Annotated in this window: 13 protein-coding genes; 8 read left to right on the forward strand and 5 right to left on the reverse strand. The window is 74.1% G+C overall.

What is annotated here, in order from left to right; all coding sequences use genetic code 11:
- The first annotated feature begins 31 nt into the window (after positions 1–31).
- Positions 32–1,774: a pyruvate dehydrogenase gene (locus GL259_RS30400; RefSeq protein WP_159536471.1), complete on the forward strand. Its 1,743-nt coding sequence runs from the start codon at positions 32–34 to the stop codon at positions 1,772–1,774.
- Between the two features lie 6 nt (positions 1,775–1,780).
- Here the strand turns inward: GL259_RS30400 and GL259_RS30405 are convergent, their stop codons facing one another.
- Positions 1,781–3,361 (reverse strand): helix-turn-helix transcriptional regulator, encoded by a 1,581-nt coding sequence (locus GL259_RS30405; protein ID WP_243762607.1) that lies wholly within the window; start codon positions 3,359–3,361, stop codon positions 1,781–1,783.
- Positions 3,362–3,643: 282 nt separating this feature from the next.
- On the opposite strand from GL259_RS30405, the gene GL259_RS30410 reads away from it, so the two are divergent.
- Both GL259_RS30410 and GL259_RS30415 read left to right on the forward strand, forming a co-directional pair.
- A complete protein-coding gene (locus GL259_RS30410) occupies positions 3,644–4,261 on the forward strand; it encodes a hypothetical protein (RefSeq protein WP_159536473.1) in 618 nt (205 codons plus the stop codon).
- A 206-nt stretch (positions 4,262–4,467) separates the two neighbouring features.
- Complete coding sequence (locus GL259_RS30415; protein ID WP_243762422.1) at positions 4,468–4,980, forward strand: ATP-binding protein; 513 nt, start codon at positions 4,468–4,470, stop codon at positions 4,978–4,980.
- Between the two features lie 79 nt (positions 4,981–5,059).
- Here GL259_RS30415 and GL259_RS30420 read toward each other — a convergent pair whose 3' ends face one another.
- Positions 5,060–6,109, reverse strand: a complete 1,050-nt coding sequence (locus GL259_RS30420; protein ID WP_159536474.1) for a DUF2637 domain-containing protein — start codon at positions 6,107–6,109, stop codon at positions 5,060–5,062.
- 303 nt (positions 6,110–6,412) lie between these two features.
- Positions 6,413–7,258: a (2Fe-2S)-binding protein gene (locus GL259_RS30425; protein ID WP_159536475.1), complete on the reverse strand. Its 846-nt coding sequence runs from the start codon at positions 7,256–7,258 to the stop codon at positions 6,413–6,415.
- Positions 7,259–7,438: 180 nt separating this feature from the next.
- On the opposite strand from GL259_RS30425, the gene GL259_RS30430 reads away from it, so the two are divergent.
- Entirely contained in the window at positions 7,439–8,263 is an 825-nt protein-coding gene (locus GL259_RS30430; protein ID WP_159536476.1) for a GntR family transcriptional regulator, read from the forward strand.
- Between the two features lie 66 nt (positions 8,264–8,329).
- Here the strand turns inward: GL259_RS30430 and GL259_RS30435 are convergent, their stop codons facing one another.
- The gene (locus GL259_RS30435; RefSeq protein WP_159536477.1) at positions 8,330–9,097 is read right to left on the reverse strand and encodes a hypothetical protein; all 768 of its coding nucleotides are present in this window, start codon (positions 9,095–9,097) and stop codon (positions 8,330–8,332) included.
- A 203-nt stretch (positions 9,098–9,300) separates the two neighbouring features.
- A complete protein-coding gene (locus tag GL259_RS30440) occupies positions 9,301–11,016 on the reverse strand; it encodes a PucR family transcriptional regulator ligand-binding domain-containing protein (protein ID WP_159536478.1) in 1,716 nt (571 codons plus the stop codon).
- Between the two features lie 343 nt (positions 11,017–11,359).
- On the opposite strand from GL259_RS30440, the gene GL259_RS30450 reads away from it, so the two are divergent.
- The 4 genes from GL259_RS30450 to GL259_RS30465 all read left to right on the forward strand — a co-directional run bounded on the left by GL259_RS30450 (position 11,360) and on the right by GL259_RS30465 (position 16,955).
- Positions 11,360–12,250 carry a xanthine dehydrogenase family protein subunit M gene (locus GL259_RS30450; protein ID WP_159536480.1) on the forward strand — a complete coding sequence of 297 codons (891 nt, stop codon included), beginning with the start codon at positions 11,360–11,362 and terminating at the stop codon, positions 12,248–12,250.
- On the forward strand, positions 12,250–12,828 hold the full coding sequence (locus GL259_RS30455) for a (2Fe-2S)-binding protein (RefSeq protein WP_159536481.1): 579 nt from the start codon (positions 12,250–12,252) through the stop codon (positions 12,826–12,828). Before GL259_RS30450 ends, GL259_RS30455 begins: the two co-directional genes overlap by 1 nt.
- A 2-nt stretch (positions 12,829–12,830) precedes the next feature.
- On the forward strand, positions 12,831–15,215 hold the full coding sequence (locus GL259_RS30460) for a molybdopterin cofactor-binding domain-containing protein (protein ID WP_159536482.1): 2,385 nt from the start codon (positions 12,831–12,833) through the stop codon (positions 15,213–15,215).
- A 282-nt stretch (positions 15,216–15,497) separates the two neighbouring features.
- Entirely contained in the window at positions 15,498–16,955 is a 1,458-nt protein-coding gene (locus GL259_RS30465; RefSeq protein WP_159536483.1) for an NCS2 family permease, read from the forward strand.
- The last annotated feature ends 34 nt before the right edge of the window (positions 16,956–16,989 follow it).

The raw sequence follows: 16,989 nt of genomic DNA on the forward strand, positions 1-16,989 counted from the left end.
TCAAGGAGACCCGAAGGGGCAGACGAGAACCATGGCCAAACAGAACGTCGCGGAACAGTTCGTCGACATCCTCACCCGGGCGGGGGTCAAACGCCTCTACGGTGTCGTCGGGGACAGCCTCAACCCCGTCGTCGACGCCGTGCGCCGCAACTCCGCCATCGACTGGATCCACGTCCGGCACGAGGAGACCGCCGCCTTCGCCGCCGGCGCCGAGGCCCAGATCACGGGCAGGCTGGCGGCCTGTGCCGGCTCCTGCGGCCCCGGCAACCTCCACCTCATCAACGGCCTCTACGACGCCCACCGCTCCATGGCCCCGGTCCTCGCCCTCGCCTCGCACATCCCGTCCAGCGAGATCGGCCTCGGCTACTTCCAGGAGACCCACCCCGACCAGCTGTTCCGCGAGTGCAGCCACTACAGCGAACTGATCTCCAACCCGCGGCAGATGCCCCGGCTGCTGGACACCGCCATCCAGCACGCGGTCGGCCGCTCCGGCGTCAGCGTCGTCTCCCTCCCCGGCGACATCGCCGACGAGCCCGCCCCGGAGCAGGCACCCGAGACCGCCCTCGTCACCTCCCGCCCCACGGTCCGCCCCGGCGACGCCGAGATCGACCGCCTCGTCGACATGATCGACGAGGCCGGGAAGGTCACCCTGTTCTGCGGCGCCGGCACCAAGGGCGCGCACGCCGAAGTCATGGAGTTCGCCCAGAAGATCAAGTCCCCGGTCGGGCACGCGCTGCGCGGCAAGGAGTGGATCCAGTACGACAACCCCTACGACGTCGGCATGAGCGGACTGCTCGGCTACGGCGCCGCCTACGAGGCCACCCACGAGTGCGACCTGCTGATCCTGCTCGGCACCGACTTCCCGTACAACGCCTTCCTCCCCGACGACGTGAAGATCGTCCAGGTCGACGTGCGGCCCGAGAACCTGGGCCGGCGCTCCAAGCTGGACCTGGCGGTGTGGGGCGACGTCAAGGAGACCCTGCGCTGTCTGACGCCGCGGGTCCGGGCCAAGGACGACCGCAGGTTCCTCGACCGGATGCTCAAGAAGCACGCGGACGCGCTGGAGGGGGTGGTGAAGGCGTACACGCGGAAGGTGGACAAGCACGTGCCGATCCACCCCGAGTACGTGGCGTCCGTCCTGGACGACATGGCCGACGACGACGCGGTGTTCACCGTCGACACGGGCATGTGCAACGTCTGGGCGGCCCGCTACATCTCGCCCAACGGCCGCCGCCGGGTCATCGGTTCGTTCTCCCACGGCTCGATGGCGAACGCGCTGCCCATGGCGATCGGGGCGCAGTTCACCGACCGCGGCCGGCAGGTCGTGTCGATGTCCGGCGACGGCGGGTTCTCCATGCTGATGGGGGACTTCCTCACCCTGGTCCAGTACGACCTGCCGGTGAAGGTGGTCCTGTTCAACAACTCCTCCCTGAGCATGGTCGAGTTGGAGATGCTGGTCGCCGGGCTGCCCTCGCACGGCACCGCCATGCGGAACCCCGACTTCGCCGCCGTCGCCCGCGCCTGCGGCGCCCACGGGGTGCGCGTGGAGAAGCCGAAGGAGCTCGCCGGGGCCCTGAAGGACGCGTTCAGGCACAAGGGCCCGGCCCTCGTCGACGTCGTCACCGATCCCAACGCGCTGTCCATCCCGCCGAAGATCAGCAAGGAGATGGTGACCGGCTTCGCCCTGTCCGCCTCCAAGGTCGTGCTGGACGGCGGGGTCGGCCGGATGCTGCAGATGGCCCGGTCCAACCTGCGCAACGTGCCCCGCCCGTAAGGGGGTTCACTCCGTTCGGGGCGCCCAGCGGCGGGCCGAGGTGTCGTACTCGTAGCGGGGCAGGCCCTCGATGCCGCTGGTGCGGAACGGGCGGCCGTGGTCGTCGACGCGGACCGTGCCGGTGCGGCCCCGGGAGGACCAGTCCAGCTCCAGGTACCAGCGGCAGTCGCAGGTCCCGGTCCGGGCGGTGACCAGCAGCACCTCCGGATCGGTCGCCGAGACCCGGTAGGGCATGCGCACCGCCGGGATCGGCGTGCCGGCGTCGTTCCCGGCGACCGCGCGGGCGAGCGGCCGGTCCTTGTCCAGGTCCACGGCGAAGTACCGCGGGGTGAGCGCGCCGCCGCACCCCTGGTCCATGGCGTACGCGTTCCCCGGGGCGGGGGCGCCGCGGCCGACCACGCGGACGCGCAGCGCCGTGAGGACGACGGCCGTGTCGGACGTCCCCTGCACCGACAGCCCGACGATCGTCTCGCCCCCGTGCACGGCCGACTGCGTCGCCGCCCAGGTCCCGGCGTCCTGGGGAGCGGGCGGCGGGGGGACCTGCTGCGGGGGCTTGGCGATGACGTAGTCGTGGCCGCAGCCGTGCGCCCACGCCTGGGAGTCGACCGTCCAGGTGAGGGGAGGCCCGGCGGGGGCCGGGTCCGCCGGGGTGGCCGGACCGGCGGCCGGGGCGGAGGACTCGCGCGGTGCGCCGGTGGAGACGGGGCTCCTGCCCGGCGCCGGGGAAGCGGACGGGGCGGGCGACGAGGCACGGGCGCGGGGCGTCGCGGGATCCGCCGGCACGGAGACGCCCGGGGCGGCGGAAGGCCCTCCGCCGGCGGAGGGTCCCCCGCCGGCGGAGGGGCGCCGGCCGTCGCCGGGCAGGGCGGAGAGACTTCCCACGGTGGCGAGCAGCGCACAGGAGACGGCCAGTGCGACGGCGACGCGCTTACGGCGGTACCAGGGCCGGCCGCGCGCGTCGTCCGCTCGGGGGCCGCTCACGACGTCCCCCTCGGCCACCGGGTCGCTCGTGTGCCCGGATCCCCCGGACCCGCCGCCCGCCCCTCCGGCGGGGCGCGCCGGGGCGTCCGGCCGGCTCGGGGTGTCCGGTGCGGTGGTCGTCCCGTGCGCGTGGCCTGATCCGGTGGTCGTCCCGCCGTCGGTGACGGGTCCGGCGACCGGCTCCTCGGCAGTGGCGGGTCCGGCGACCGGCTCCCCGGCGGCGGCGCGCTCGCCCGGGACCGCATCCGGATTCGAGCCCGAGCCCGGGACCGCACCCGCACCCGGACCCGAGCCCGCGCCCGGTCCCGCGTCCTCACCGCCGGCCGCCCCCGCCGCCTCCGCCGTGCGCGGCCTGCGCCGTGCCGCCACCGCGAGCAGCCAGCGGCGGTGGAGTTCCAGGCGCTCCTCGCTCGACACACCGCACAGGGCGGCGAAGCGCTCCACGGGCGCGAAGTCGACGGGGACCGCCTCGCCGGCGCAGTAGCGGTGCAGCGTGGAGGTGTTCATGTGGACGCGGCGGGCCAGCGAGCCGTAACTGCGGTCCGTGCGCTCCTTCAACTCCCGCAGCAGCGCCGCGAACCGCGCCACGTCGTCCTGTACCGACACCGTCACCCCGCACTCGTCCGGCCCGGCCCGGCCCCGGGGACCGGGTCCCGCGGGCATCCCGGGTATCCCAGGCACCTCGTATACCTGCACGTCGGAAGGGGTGGGACGGTTCCATGCCGGTGAATCCGGCGGCGGTGCTTGCACCCGTCCCCCCGGGCGGCCGATGCTCTTGGCACCGCCCCGGCGGCTGCCGGACGGACCGTCCCGGCCGCCTCCCGGCGTGCCGTTCCGCATTTCACCACGCATTCCACACCGCACTCCTCACGGGGGACACCCATGCCCATGCCCATGCGCACCCGAGCCGCCGCCCTGGCCGCCCTCACCGTCGCCGCCCTCACCGCCGGCACGGCACTCACGGCGCCCGCCGGGGCCGCGCCGAAGGAGGCCGCGCCCGAGTTCCTCGCGGCGTCCGAACTGCCGCCGCACCCCTGGTCCGACTGGACCGCGGGCCCGGTCACCGACGGCTTCCCGGCGGAGCTCGCCTACTGCCTGGGCGAGGGCGTGCCGGCCTACGACTACCGGCACCGGGTCTTCTCCACCGACCTGGACACCGGCGCCGTGCAGGCCACCGTCGTCACGGGTTCCGCGGCCAAGGCCAAGGCGCTGGCCGCCCTGCTGAACAGGGAGATCCGCTCCTGCGCGGACCGGATCGAGCAGGCCGACCCGGAGACCGAGGCCGAGGGCCGGTTCTACGGCTGGCTCCCGGTCGAGGAGGGCGCGCAGGTGCACGGTCTGCACACCGCCGCGTCCTGGGGCGCCACGGACGTCCACCTGCTGTCCGTGGGACGGGACGGCAGGACGGTGACCGTCGTGAGCTGGGGGCAGATGGGCGACTTCGACGACGCCCCGGTGACCGCCTTCCGGAAGACGACGACGAAGGCCGTCGACAAGCTGTACTGACCGCCGCGGCCACCGCGCGAGCCGGGGCCGTCCTCTCGCCACGGGGGTCGGGAGGACGGCCCCGCGCGGTTGTGTGGCCATCGCACTTCGGCCAACAACCGGTCACCGGCGGTCCGGCATGACTGCCGCGCGGATGACGGGGCAAGCATTCCCGTGAACGTGTTCGAGCAGCAGGGGGACCGACATCGGCACACGGGCGGGGGGACATGGAAAGGAAGGCACGAGGAGGCGGTTCCGCCACGGTCGGAGCCTCCTCGGCGAGGACCGTGGAGACGACGGCCGACGGTGCGACCGCCGACGGCGTGACGACCGAGGGCGCGGCGGCGCGGGCGCCCGCGGCGCAGCTGAGGCGCCGGCTGGGGCGGGCGGACCTGCGGGCGGTGCCCGAGTCCCGCAGGGCGCTGCGCGAACTGCTCAGACCGTGGGGGAGGCCGGAGCAGTCCGAGATCGCGGAACTGCTCACCAGTGAGCTCGTCACCAACGCGCTCGTCCACACCGACCGCGAGGCGGTCCTGACGGCCACCGTGGGACCCCGTGGACTGCGGGTCGAGGTGCGGGACTTCGTGGCCCGCGAGCCCCGGCCGTGCGTACCGGACGCCGACGACGGTACGCACGGCCGGGGCCTGGTGCTGGTCGAATCCCTCGCCGACGCGTGGGGGGTCAGGGCGCACGGGGTGGGCAAGGCGGTCTGGTTCGCCCTGGACGCGGACGCCGCCTGAGGCCCGCCCGGCGTGCGAACGGGACGGGGTGCGGCCCGCACCGGGCCGCACCCCGTCCCGTCGTACGTCTTCCGTTCCGTCAGCCGAACTGCTGCTCCAGGTCCTTGAGCTTGCGCTCCAGGGAGTCCAGACGCGGCAGCGCCTGGGTGTCGTCCTCGGCGGTGAGGTCGACGGTCACCGCGTCAGAGCCGCCGCGCACCGGCTGCAGGGAGGGACGCGAGGGCACGGGCAGGGCCTCCGTCGCCGATATGGCAGGCTCCGCGGAGACCATGTCGAGGTCGGAGCCGCGCTCCACCGCCGGCGTCTCCAGCCGGCGTCCGCCGCCCCGGCCGACGAGACCGCGGTGGCCGCGGCTGATCGCCTTCAGCCGCGCCCGCTCCATCCGCTGCTGGTCGCGCCTGCGCTGCCGCGCCTCGTCCTTGCGGATCTTGTCCTCGCGCACCTCCTCGACCGCCTCGTCGAGGCTGCGCACGCCCTCCAGCAGCATCAGCGACCAGGCCCGGTAGGTCTCCCGGGGAGCGCGCAGCCAGCGGACGATGCGGATCTGCGGCAGCGGACGCGGCACCAGGCCCTGTTCGCGCAGCGCGGCCCGGCGGGTCTGCTTCAGCGCGCGGTCGAACAGCACCGCCGCCGACAGGGACATGCCCGCGAAGAAGTGGGGAGCGCCGTCGTGTCCGACGCCCCGGGGCGCGTGCACCCAGTTGAACCAGGCCGCGGCGAAGGCGAACGTCCACACGAGTATCCGCGAGCCGAGGGCCGCGTCACCGTGGCTGGCCTCGCGCACGGCGAGCACCGAGCAGAACATCGCCGCGCCGTCCAGGCCGAACGGGACGAGGTACTGCCAGCCGCCGGACAGGCCGAGGTTCTGTTCGCCGAAGCCGACCAGTCCGTGGAAGGAGAGCGCGGCGGCCACCGCCGCACAGCAGAACAGCAGGACGTAGGAGACGGTGCCGTAGATGGCCTCCTTGCGCCTGCGACGCTCCTCGCTGCGCTCCCACGAGTCGTCCGCGCTCGTGTCCTTGACCGAGGAGCGCTTGCCGCGCGCCAGCACCGCCACCGCCGCCAGCATGCCCAGGAGCAGCACGGCGCCCGGAAGCAGCCAGTTCAGCGATATGTCGGTCAGTCTCATCTAGGGGTCCCTTGCATTGGGATAGGGCGTAACGCCCGCCATAGTGGCCCAATCCCACCGGCTCTCAGGGGGTTTCGGGGCAAGAGGCCGCCAAGGAAGTATGAGGGTATGCCCAGGGCGGGGTTCTGCTCGAACTGTCGCTTGAGGGGCGGGAGTTGAGTTCGAGCAAGACTACCCGTACGGGGGGTTCCGCGGAAAGTTCCCGTGGCGGGTGAGGAAAGGGTGAACCATCCGTGCGCGCGGGGTGTCCCCGGTGCCCGATGATCTTACGGGACGGCGGGGGTGCCGTCGCCCGACGCGGTGTCAGCCGGCCTGTGCGACCAGCTGCTTGTCCGGCTCCGCCGCGCAGGTGCGCGGGCAGGTGGCGCAGACGTCCTCGGGGCGCAGGGTGTAGAACATGCAGCAGCTGACCCGCTCCCGGGTGCGCACCGGTTCCCCGCCGGGGCCGGTCAGCCGGCGGAAGGTCGCCGCGCCGACGTACGGCTTGGTCGCGCCCGGCAGCAGCAGCTCCAGCTCCCGCAGTCCCCGCTCCTCCTCGCCGAGCAGCTGGGAGACGTACCGCAGGCTCTCGACGATCTCGTCGGTCGCCATGCCCCACAGGGCCCGGCCGCGCCGCCGCATGCGCGGGCCGAAGCCGGCCAGGACGGGTTCGAGGTGACCGGCGACCGCCGCCCGCACCTCCGCCCGCAGCGCCTCCTCGTCGGGCACCACCCGGGCGCCGGGCAGCGCGGCCGCGGGGTCGCCGGGCAGGCAGGCGAAGCCGTCCGGCCGCACGGCCATGCGGCCCACGGCGAGGCCGGGGGCGGTGCGGTCGAACGAGACGTGCGTCACGGGGTAGCGGGGCACGCGGCGGTGCAGGAACCACGGCACGGTGATCAGCAGGCAGGCGGGCCAGGCGTAGCGGTGCAGGCCGAAGCTCGCGATCACGTCCGGGCGGGCCTGCTGCCCGTAGTCCCGCAGCACCTGGGTGTCGTCCCAGGCCAGGAACGCCTCCAGGGCGGCCCCGCCCTCGGCGAGCGCGGAGGCGGCGACCCAGCCGCCGCCCCGGGGGAGCTCCTCGCCGGCGCCGAGCTCGGTGACGGCCAGCGCGGGGAAGGCCTCCGCCAGGCGGGCGTACGCGTCCGCGACGGCCGAACCGGGCACAGGCATGCGATTTCCCTCCACGACGGACGGGCCACGTCTCGGAGAGCCGGGCCGATAAAGGTAAGGCTCACCTTACCCAAGATCGCGGATATGTGAACCGGCGGCCGGTGCGCTTATGGTGCTTGACGAACGAGCGCCAACCCGCCGTAATGACCCCAAGTACCGACACGTCCGCAGGAGGACCCCGTGAAGCAGGACACGCAGGGCCCCACCGGGACGGGCCGGGAAGGCGCCGGCCGCGACGGCGCGGGCCGCTTCCGGGTGCCCGCCCAGCCCCGGGCGCAGGGCGCGGACCGGGAGCGCGTCCGGCCGCGGGGCGCCGGGGGCGGGGCCGTGCGCGGTGAGCACACCCACGGCGAACCGGTCGTCCCGTCCCCCCGGCCGGCCGTCCAGCGGTCCTCCGTGCGCGGGCAGGTCCTCGCCGCCCTGCGCACCGCGCTGGTGACGGGCGACCTGCGGCCCGGCGAGGTGTACTCCGCGCCCGTGCTCGCCGAGCGGTTCGGCGTCTCCGCGACGCCCGTCCGGGAGGCCATGCAGCAGCTCACGCTCGAGGGCGCGGTCGAGGTGGTGCCGAACCGGGGCTTCCGGGTCGTCGAGCGGGGCACGCGGGAGCTGGCCGAGCTGGCCGAGGTCCGGGCGCTGATCGAGGTCCCGGTGATGCTGCGGCTGGCCCGCACGGTGCCCGCCGAGCGCTGGGCCGAACTGCGCCCCCTGGCCGAGGCCACGGTCCGCGCCGCCTCCTCCGGCTGCCGGGCCACGTACGCCGAGTCCGACCGCGCCTTCCACAGCGCGGTGCTCGCCCTCGCGGGGAACGAGCAGCTGGTCCGGATCGCCGAGGACCTCCACCGCCGCGCCCAGTGGCCCCTGGTCGGCGCCGTCCCCGGGGTCCGCGGCCGGGCGGAACTGGTGGCCGACGCCCATGAGCACACGGCCCTGCTGGACGCGCTGATCGCGGAGGACCTCGACGTGGTGCGGTCACTGGTGGGGGAGCACTTCAACGGGGCGGCCTGAGCGGCCCGCCCGCCCGGACCGCTCGCGCCGGGCGGGGCCGCCCCCGTGGACGTGGACGGGCGCGGACTACGCCGTCGCCGCTCCCGTGGCCGGTGGGGCCAGGTGCCGGGACAGCCAGGTGGGGACGCCGCCCAGGAGGCGGAACAGGCGGCGGGCCTCCTCGCGCAGGCGGGACGCCTCCGGCTCGGTCTCCGTGTCGGCGAGCGAGACCAGGGCCGGGGCCGTGCCCACCAGGTAGCCCAGCTCCTCGCGGATCCGCAGGGACTCCGCGAAGCCGTGCCGCGCCTCCGCCAGCTCCCCTTCGCGCAGGGCGAGTCCGGCGAGGTGGCGCCAGGTGGCGGACAGCAGCAGCGGGTCGGCGTGGGAGGTGGCGCCCGCGTGCGCCCGCCGGTACGCGGCGCGCGCCGCCTGCGGGGAGCGGGTGAGGTTCTCGGCGATCAGCCCGCGCCGGAAGTCCAGCAGCGCCCGCCCCGCCGCGCCCGGGGGGATCAGCGCCGCCGCCCGGCCGAGCGCGGCCCGCGCCTCGTCGGACCGGTCGCGCACGCCGAACAGCGTGGCGGCGTAGGCCACGTACCCGCGTTCACAAGCGGCGGCACCCCGTTCCTCGTCGGTGTGGGCCAGCGCCTCGGCCGTCCGCAGCGCGTCCTCGGCCTCCTCCCACCCCGCCTCGGTGTACAGGCACCGCTCCACCAGCAGCGCCGCCCGCTGCAGGGCGGCGGCCGGGGTGTCGGGTGCGAGCAGGGCGGCGGCGTCGGCCCAGCAGGCGCGGGAGCGCAGCCGCCATACCGCGGTCTGGAGGGGATCGTCACCGGCGGTCGTTCCGTTACCAGACATGGCGGTATGCGCCACGTTGCCTCCCCGAGCACGCCGTCGAGCTGTTGAGTGGTGGCCGCATCTCAGCACGAACCACGGGGCCGGGCCAAGAGGACGGGTGAAAGATTTCACAAAGGCGTGGGGCGGCGGGCGCGAACGCCGCACCGGCGGACGGCGCCCGCGCACCACCTCCCGGCGCGCGCCGCGCCGTGCGCGCCGCGCCCTCAGCTCATCCGCAGGGCCAGGAAGAAGTCCAGCTTGTCCTCGAGGCGCGACAGGTCACGGCCCGTCAGCTGCTCGATGCGGCCCACCCGGTACCGCAGCGTGTTGACGTGCAGGTGCAGCCGGGAGGCGCACCGGGTCCAGGAGCCGTCGCAGTCGAGGAACGCCTCCAGCGTCGGGATCAGCTCGGCGCGGTGCCGGCGGTCGTAGTCCCGCAGGGGGTCCAGGAGCCGGGCGGTGAAGGCGCGGCGCACGTCGTCGGGGACGAAGGGGAGCAGCAGGACGTGCGAGGCCAGCTCCTGGTGGCCGGCCGCGCAGACCCGGCCCGGCCGGGCCGCGGCCACGCGCCGCGCGTGCCGCGCCTCCTCCAGGGCCCCGCGCAGGCCCTCCGCCGAGTGCACGGCCGCGCTGACCCCGAGCGTGACCCGGCCGTCGTCCTCCAGACCCGCCGTGAGCGGGTCCCGTACGGCCTCCAGGAGCGCGTCGGCGAGGATCCCCGTCCCGGAGTCGGCGTGGCCGCTCGCCACCGAGGGCAGCGGGACGAGCGCGATCGCCTCGTCCCCGGTGTGGGCGACCGCGATGCGGTCCGAGGGCTCGGGCCCGGTCGACGCCGGGTCGACCAGGATCTCCTCCAGCAGCGCCTGGGCCACCGGACCGCCGGCCACCTCGCCGCCGTCCCAGTCGACGCGGGCCACGACCACCTGCCAGTGCGGCGCGGTCCCGAGCCCGGGCAGCAGCACCGGGGCCGCCACCCGCAGCCGTGCCGCGATCTCGGCGGGCGCGGCGCCCGTCTGCACCAGCTCCAGCACCTCCTGCGCGAGCCGGCGCCGGACCGTGCGCGCCGCGTCCCGGCGGTCCCGCTCGACCGCGATCAGCTGGGTGACGCCGTGCAGCAGGTCCAGCCGTTCCCCGGCCCAGTCCGCGGCGTCCGCCTCGACGGCCAGCAGCCAGTCCGACAGCACCGTCTCCCGCACGTCGCGCACGTCCCGCGCGGACGGCCCGCCCGGCGGGTCCTGCGGCGCCCGCCCGCCGGCGCGCACCGGGAAGAGGCTGTACGTCGTCTGCCCCACCGTCACCCGGTGCGGTCCGCGCCGTCCGGTGCGGCCGGCCGCCAGGTGCTCCGCCGCGAGCCGCGCGCACACGTCGGCGGGCAGCGTCGGCTCCTCCGCCGACGCCCCCTGCGCCTTCGGCCCGGCGATCAGCCGGCCCGCGGGCGACAGCACCCAGGCCCGCAGGTCCAGGTCCGAGCCCAGCAGGTCGAGGACCACGTCCGGGCCGCCGCCCGCCGGACCCGAGGTCATCATCCGCCGGTGCCGGTCCACCACGGCCGCGAGGTCCCCGGCGCGCTCGCCGGACACCTGCCGCACGACGTGCTCGGTGACGGTCGCGAAGGCCACCGACTCGTGCACCGCGAACAACGGCAGCCGGTGCCGCGCGCAGGCCACGACCAGGTCGTCCGGGACGTCGCCCAGCTCCGCCGTACCGGCCGCGACGGCGGCCACCCCGGCCTGCGCCAGGATCCGCACGAACGGCTCGGAGTCCGTGGCGTCCCGGCGCCAGGCCAGGCCCGTGAGCACCAGTTCCCCGCCCGAGAGGTAGCGGCTGGGATCCCTGAGGTCGGTGGTCATCACCCCGCGCACCGTGCGGTCCAGCTCGTCCTCGCCGCCGAGCAGCTTCAGGCCCAGCGCGTCGGTGTCCAGCAGTGCGCGCAGCCGCATTCTCGTCGCCGCCGTTCTTTTCTCGATATCTACGATGGAGCGTGGAGGGATCTTCCGGCGAGGGCCCGGTGGGTGGCCGGTCAGTGGTGCCGGCCGTCTCCTGCGCTGTGTCCCCTGTTTCCGGAGGAATGCGGGGAGGTTACCGATGACCTCCGTTCATACGAATCTACAAGATGCCTTCGCTGGCCAGCCAACTCCTTCATGGTTTCGGTGACTGACACCGGCGGAGTACACGGCGGTGTACTGAGGCCACTCCGCGTGAACAGCACATGAACGAGCCGGACCCGCCGCACACGGATTGGCTCGATCCGTACGCCCCACGAGACGAAGAAGAGAGCCGGTCATGGACTTCCTTCGCCCCGCCAGCTGGGAGGAGGCGCTCGCCGCGAAGGCCGAGCATCCCACCGCTGTGCCGATTGCGGGTGGCACCGACGTGATGGTCGAGATCAACTTCGACCACCGCCGGCCCGAGTACCTCATGGACCTGAACCGCATCGCCGACCTCCACGAGTGGGAGGTCGGCGAGGAGAGCGTGCGGCTGGGCGCCTCCGTCCCGTACTCCAGGATCATGGAGCACCTGCGCGCCGAGCTGCCGGGCCTCGCCCTCGCCTCCCACACGGTCGCCTCCCCGCAGATCCGCAACCGCGGCGGCGTCGGCGGCAACCTCGGCACCGCCTCCCCGGCCGGCGACGCCCACCCGGCGCTGCTCGCCGCCGGTGCCGAGGTCGAGGCCGAGTCGGTGCGCGGATCGCGCCGCATCCCCATCGACGACTTCTACACCGGCGTGAAGCGCAACGCGCTGGCGCCCGACGAGCTGATCCGCGCCGTCCACGTCAAGAAGGCCGACGGGCCGCAGCAGTACTCCAAGGTCGGCACCCGCAACGCCATGGTCATCGCGGTGTGCGCCTTCGGGCTGGCCCTGCACCCCGGGACCCGGACCGTCCGCACCGGCATCGGCTCCGCCGCCCCCACCCCCGTCCGGGCGAAGGCCGCCGAGGAGTTCCTGAACGCGGCGCTGGAGGAGGGCGGCTTCTGGGACAACGGGAAGATCGTCACCCCGTCGGTCGCCAAGCGGTTCGCGGACCTGTGCGCCGCCGCCTGCAACCCGATCGACGACGTCCGCGGCACCGCGAGCTACCGCCGCCACGCGGTCGGCGTCATGGCCCGCCGGACCCTGACCTGGACCTGGGAGTCGTACCGCGGCGCCCACCGCACCACGGAGGGAGCCGCGTGATGCGCCTCAACTTCACCGTCAACGGACGCCCCCAGGAAGCCGACGACGTCTGGGAGGGCGAGTCCCTGCTGTACGTGCTGCGCGAGCGGCTCGGCCTGCCCGGCTCCAAGAACGCCTGCGAGCAGGGCGAGTGCGGCTCCTGCACGGTCCGCCTGGACGGCGTGCCGGTGTGCTCCTGCCTCGTCGCCGCCGGCCAGGCGGAGGGGCGCGAGGTCGTCACCGTGGAGGGCCTGGCGGACTTCGCCAGGCAGCGCGCCGAGGGCTGCGGGACCGGGGACTGCGGCACGTCGCTCCAGGACGCCCGGCAGTGGGAGGCCGGCGGCACCGGTTCCCGGACCGGCGAGGGAGCCGAACTCTCCCCCGTCCAGCAGGCGTTCATCGACGCGGGCGCCGTCCAGTGCGGCTTCTGCACCCCGGGCCTGCTGGTCGCCGCCGACGAGATGCTGGAGCGCAACCCGAACCCGACCGACGCGGACATCCGCGAGGCGCTGTCGGGCAACCTGTGCCGCTGCACCGGCTACGAGAAGATCATGGACGCGGTCCGCCTGGCGGCCGCCCGCCAGTCCGAGGGGGTCTGAGCATGCCGACGAACGGTGTTCCCACCAAGATCACGCAGGGCTCCGGCACCCGGGGCGGCATCGGCGAGTCCACCCTGCGCCCGGACGGCATCCTCAAGGTCACCGGCGAGTTCGCGTACTCCTCCGACCTGTGGCACGAGGACATGCTCTGGGGCCAGATCCTGCGCTCCACGGTCGCGCACGCCGAGATCGTGTCCCTCGACACGAGCGAGGCCCTCGCCACCCCGGGCGTGTACGCCGTGCTGACGTACGACGACCTGCCGGCCGACGTGAAGCACTACGGCCTGGAGATCCGGGACACCCCGGTCCTCGCGCACGGCAAGGTCCGCCACCACGGCGAGCCCGTCGCGATCGTCGCCGCCGACCACCCGGAGACCGCGCGCCGCGCCGCCGCCAAGATCAAGGTCGACTACCGCGAACTGCCCGTCGTCACCGACGAGGCCTCCGCCCTGGCCCCCGACGCGGTCCTCGTCCACGAGAACCGCGACGACCACCACAGCGGCCACGTCCCGCACCCCAACATCGTCCACCGCCAGCCCATCGTGCGCGGCGACGTGGAGGCGGCCCGGCGCCGCGCGGACGTGATCGTCGAGGGCGAGTACACCTTCGGCATGCAGGACCAGGCCTTCCTCGGCCCCGAGTCCGGGCTCGCGGTCCCCGAGGAGGACGGCGGCGTCCACCTCTACATCGCCACCCAGTGGCTCCACTCCGACCTGCGCCAGATCGCGCCCGTGCTCGGCCTGCCCGAGGACAAGGTGCGGATGACGCTGGCCGGCGTCGGCGGCGCGTTCGGCGGACGCGAGGACCTGTCCATGCAGATCCACGCCTGCCTGCTGGCGCTGCGCACCGGCAAGCCCGTCAAGATCGTCTACAACCGCTTCGAGTCGTTCTTCGGGCACGTCCACCGCCACCCGGCCAAGCTGTTCTACGAGCACGGGGCCACCCGCGACGGCAAGCTGACCCACGTCAAGTGCCGCATCGTGCTCGACGGCGGCGCGTACGCCTCCGCCTCCCCGGCCGTGGTCGGCAACGCCTCCTCGCTCGGCATCGGGCCGTACGTCGTCGACGACGTCGACATCGAGGCCGTCGCCCTCTACACCAACAACCCGCCCTGCGGCGCCATGCGCGGCTTCGGCGCGGTCCAGGCCTGCTTCGCCTACGAGGCGCAGATGGACAAGCTGGCGAAGAGGCTCGGCATGGACCCGGTGGAGCTGAGGCAGCTCAACGCCATGGAGCAGGGCACGATCATGCCCACCGGGCAACCGGTCGACTCCCCGGCTCCGGTCGCCGAACTCCTGCGCCGCGTCAAGGCGATGCCGATGCCGCCGGAGCGCCAGTGGGAGTCCAGCGAGGGCGCCGACGTGCGCCAGCTGCCGGGCGGCCTGTCCAACACCACGCACGGCGAGGGCGTGGTGCGCGGGGTCGGCTACGCGGTCGGCATCAAGAACGTCGGCTTCTCCGAGGGGTTCGACGACTACTCCACCGCCCGCGTCCGGATGGAGGTGGTCGGCGGTGAGCCGGTCGCCACCGTGCACACCGCGATGGCGGAGGTCGGCCAGGGCGGCGTCACCGTCCACGCGCAGATCGCCCGCACCGAGCTCGGTGTCGCCCGGGTGACCATCCACCCGGCCGACACCCGGGTGGGGTCGGCGGGCTCGACCTCGGCGTCCCGGCAGACGTACGTCACCGGCGGCGCGGTCAAGAACGCCTGCGAGCTGGTCCGCGAGAGGGTGCTGGAGCTCGGCCGGCGCAGGTTCGGCCCCCACCACCCCGCCTGGGCCACCGCCGAACTCCTGCTGGAGGGCGGCAAGGTCGTCACCGACGGCGGCGAGGTGCTCGCCGACCTGGTGGACGTCCTCGGCGACGAGGCCGTCGAGGTCGAGGAGGAGTGGCGGCACCGGCCCACCGAGCCCTTCGACCTGCGCACCGGGCAGGGCAACGGCCACGTCCAGTACTCCTTCGCCGCGCACCGCGCCGTCGTCGAGGTCGACACCGAACTCGGCCTGGTGAAGGTGATCGAGCTGGCCTGCGCCCAGGACGTCGGCAAGGCGCTCAACCCGCTGTCCGTCGTCGGCCAGATCCAGGGCGGCACCACCCAGGGCCTGGGCGTGGCGGTCATGGAGGAGATCGTCGTCGACCCGAAGACCGCGAAGGTGCGCAACCCCTCCTTCACGGACTACCTCATCCCCACCATCCTCGACACGCCGACCATCCCCGTCGACGTGCTCGAACTCGCCGACGACCACGCGCCGTACGGCCTGCGCGGCATCGGCGAGGCCCCCACCCTGTCGTCGACCCCGGCGGTCCTGGCGGCCATCCGCGACGCCACGGGCCTGGAGCTGAACAGAACCCCGGTCCGCCCGGAACACCTCACGGGCACCGTGTGACCCACCCGCCCTCGCGGGCAGTCGTGCCTCCCCCGTGCCCCGAGGACCCGGGGGACCCCGGCGGCACGGGCGGGCGGTGGGGACACCCCCCGCCCGAACGGAGCCGGGAGCGGGGGAGGCACCCCGGCGCCGGACGGCGCGCCGCACCCACGGCGCCCCGGCGCCGGTCCCCACGGAAAGGTGCAGTACCGGGCCGTCCCCCGGGTCTGGCACCTCCCAGATCCCGCGTCGCCGCCGCAGGCGCGGCGCCGGGTGTCCCTGTGAACCTTGGGAGATGGCACCATGACCCACCCGTCAGTGCAGCCCAGGACCACCGCCGACGACGCGGGCGCGGGAACCCGCGTCCCGGCCGGACGGTCCTGGCTCGACCGGTACTTCCACATCACCGGCCGGGGATCCACCGTCGCACGTGAAGTGCGCGGCGGCGTCACCACCTTCATGGCGATGGCGTACATCCTCCTGCTCAACCCCCTGATCCTGTCCGGACAGGACGCCGCCGGGAACACCCTCGGCCGCACCGCCCTGATCACCGCCACCGCGTTCGCCGCCGCCCTCACCACCCTGCTGATGGGCTTCGTCGGCAAGGTGCCGCTCGCCCTGGCCGCCGGCCTGTCCGTCTCCGGGGTGCTCGCCTCGCAGGTCGCGCCCGAGATGACCTGGCCGCAGGCGATGGGCATGTGCGTGATGTACGGCGTGGTCATCATGCTGCTGGTCGTCACCGGCCTGCGTGAGATGATCATGAACGCGATCCCCCTCGCGCTCAAGCACGCCATCACCATGGGCATCGGCCTGTTCATCGCCCTGATCGGCTTCTACAAGGCGGGCTTCGTCCACCAGGGCGAGGCGACCCCGGTCACCCTCGGCCCGGCGGGCGAACTGGCGGGCTGGCCGGTCCTGTTGTTCGCCGTGACCCTGCTCGCCGTCTTCATGCTCCAGGCGCGCGGCGTCCCCGGCGCCATCCTGATCGGCATCGTCGGCGGCACCGTGCTCGCCGTCGCGCTCAACGCGTTCGGCGTCGTCGACCCGGGGCAGTGGGCGGGCGGCGCCCCCGAACTGCACGGCGGCGCGGTCTCGATGCCCGACTTCTCGGCCTTCGGGAACGTCGAGTTCGGCGGCTGGGGCGAGGTCGGCGCGATGACGGTCGGCATGATCGTCTTCACGCTCGTCCTCGCCGGCTTCTTCGACGCCATGGCGACCGTCATCGGCGTCGGCACCGAGGCCAAGCTCGCCGACGACAAGGGCCGGATGCCGGGCCTGTCCAGGGCGCTGTTCGTCGACGGCGCCGGCGGCGCGATCGGCGGCGTCTCGGGAGCCTCCGGGCAGACGGTGTTCGTCGAGTCGGCGACCGGCGTCGGCGAGGGCGCGCGGACCGGCCTGTCCTCCGTCGTCACCGGACTGCTCTTCGCCGCCTGTCTGTTCTTCACCCCGCTGACGGCGATCGTGCCGGGCGAGGTCGCGGCCGCCGCGCTGGTGGTGATCGGCGCGATGATGATGATGAACGCCCGCCACGTCGACTGGGCCGACCGCGCCACCGCGATCCCGGTGTTCCTGACCGTGGTGATCATGCCGTTCACGTACTCCATCACCGCGGGGGTGGCCGCCGGGGTCGTCTCCCACGTCGCCGTCAGGACCGCCCAGGGCAGGGGACGGGAGATCGGCGCCTTCATGTGGGGCCTGACGCTGATCTTCCTGGTCTACTTCGCCCTCGCCCCGATCGAGAGCTGGCTGGGCGTGCGCTAGCCGCCGCTCCCGAGCCCCTTCCGCGCAACCCGAG

Origin of the sequence: Streptomyces sp. Tu 3180 (assembly GCF_009852415.1) — a bacterium.
Taxonomy (GTDB): Bacteria; Actinomycetota; Actinomycetes; order Streptomycetales; family Streptomycetaceae; genus Streptomyces.

Bases quoted from the DNA above. Each gene is read 5' to 3' on its own strand.
- GL259_RS30400 (WP_159536471.1), top strand. From the start codon at position 32: ATGGCCAAACAGAACGTCGCGGAACAGTTCGTCGACATCCTCACCCGG.
- GL259_RS30410 (WP_159536473.1), top strand. From the start codon at position 3,644: ATGCCCATGCGCACCCGAGCCGCCGCCCTGGCCGCCCTCACCGTCGCC.
- GL259_RS30415 (WP_243762422.1), top strand. From the start codon at position 4,468: ATGGAAAGGAAGGCACGAGGAGGCGGTTCCGCCACGGTCGGAGCCTCC.
- GL259_RS30420 (WP_159536474.1), bottom strand. From the start codon at position 6,109: ATGAGACTGACCGACATATCGCTGAACTGGCTGCTTCCGGGCGCCGTG.
- GL259_RS30425 (WP_159536475.1), bottom strand. From the start codon at position 7,258: ATGCCTGTGCCCGGTTCGGCCGTCGCGGACGCGTACGCCCGCCTGGCG.
- GL259_RS30435 (WP_159536477.1), bottom strand. From the start codon at position 9,097: ATGTCTGGTAACGGAACGACCGCCGGTGACGATCCCCTCCAGACCGCG.
- GL259_RS30440 (WP_159536478.1), bottom strand. From the start codon at position 11,016: ATGCGGCTGCGCGCACTGCTGGACACCGACGCGCTGGGCCTGAAGCTG.
- GL259_RS30450 (WP_159536480.1), top strand. From the start codon at position 11,360: ATGGACTTCCTTCGCCCCGCCAGCTGGGAGGAGGCGCTCGCCGCGAAG.
- GL259_RS30455 (WP_159536481.1), top strand. From the start codon at position 12,250: ATGCGCCTCAACTTCACCGTCAACGGACGCCCCCAGGAAGCCGACGAC.
- GL259_RS30460 (WP_159536482.1), top strand. From the start codon at position 12,831: ATGCCGACGAACGGTGTTCCCACCAAGATCACGCAGGGCTCCGGCACC.
- GL259_RS30465 (WP_159536483.1), top strand. From the start codon at position 15,498: ATGACCCACCCGTCAGTGCAGCCCAGGACCACCGCCGACGACGCGGGC.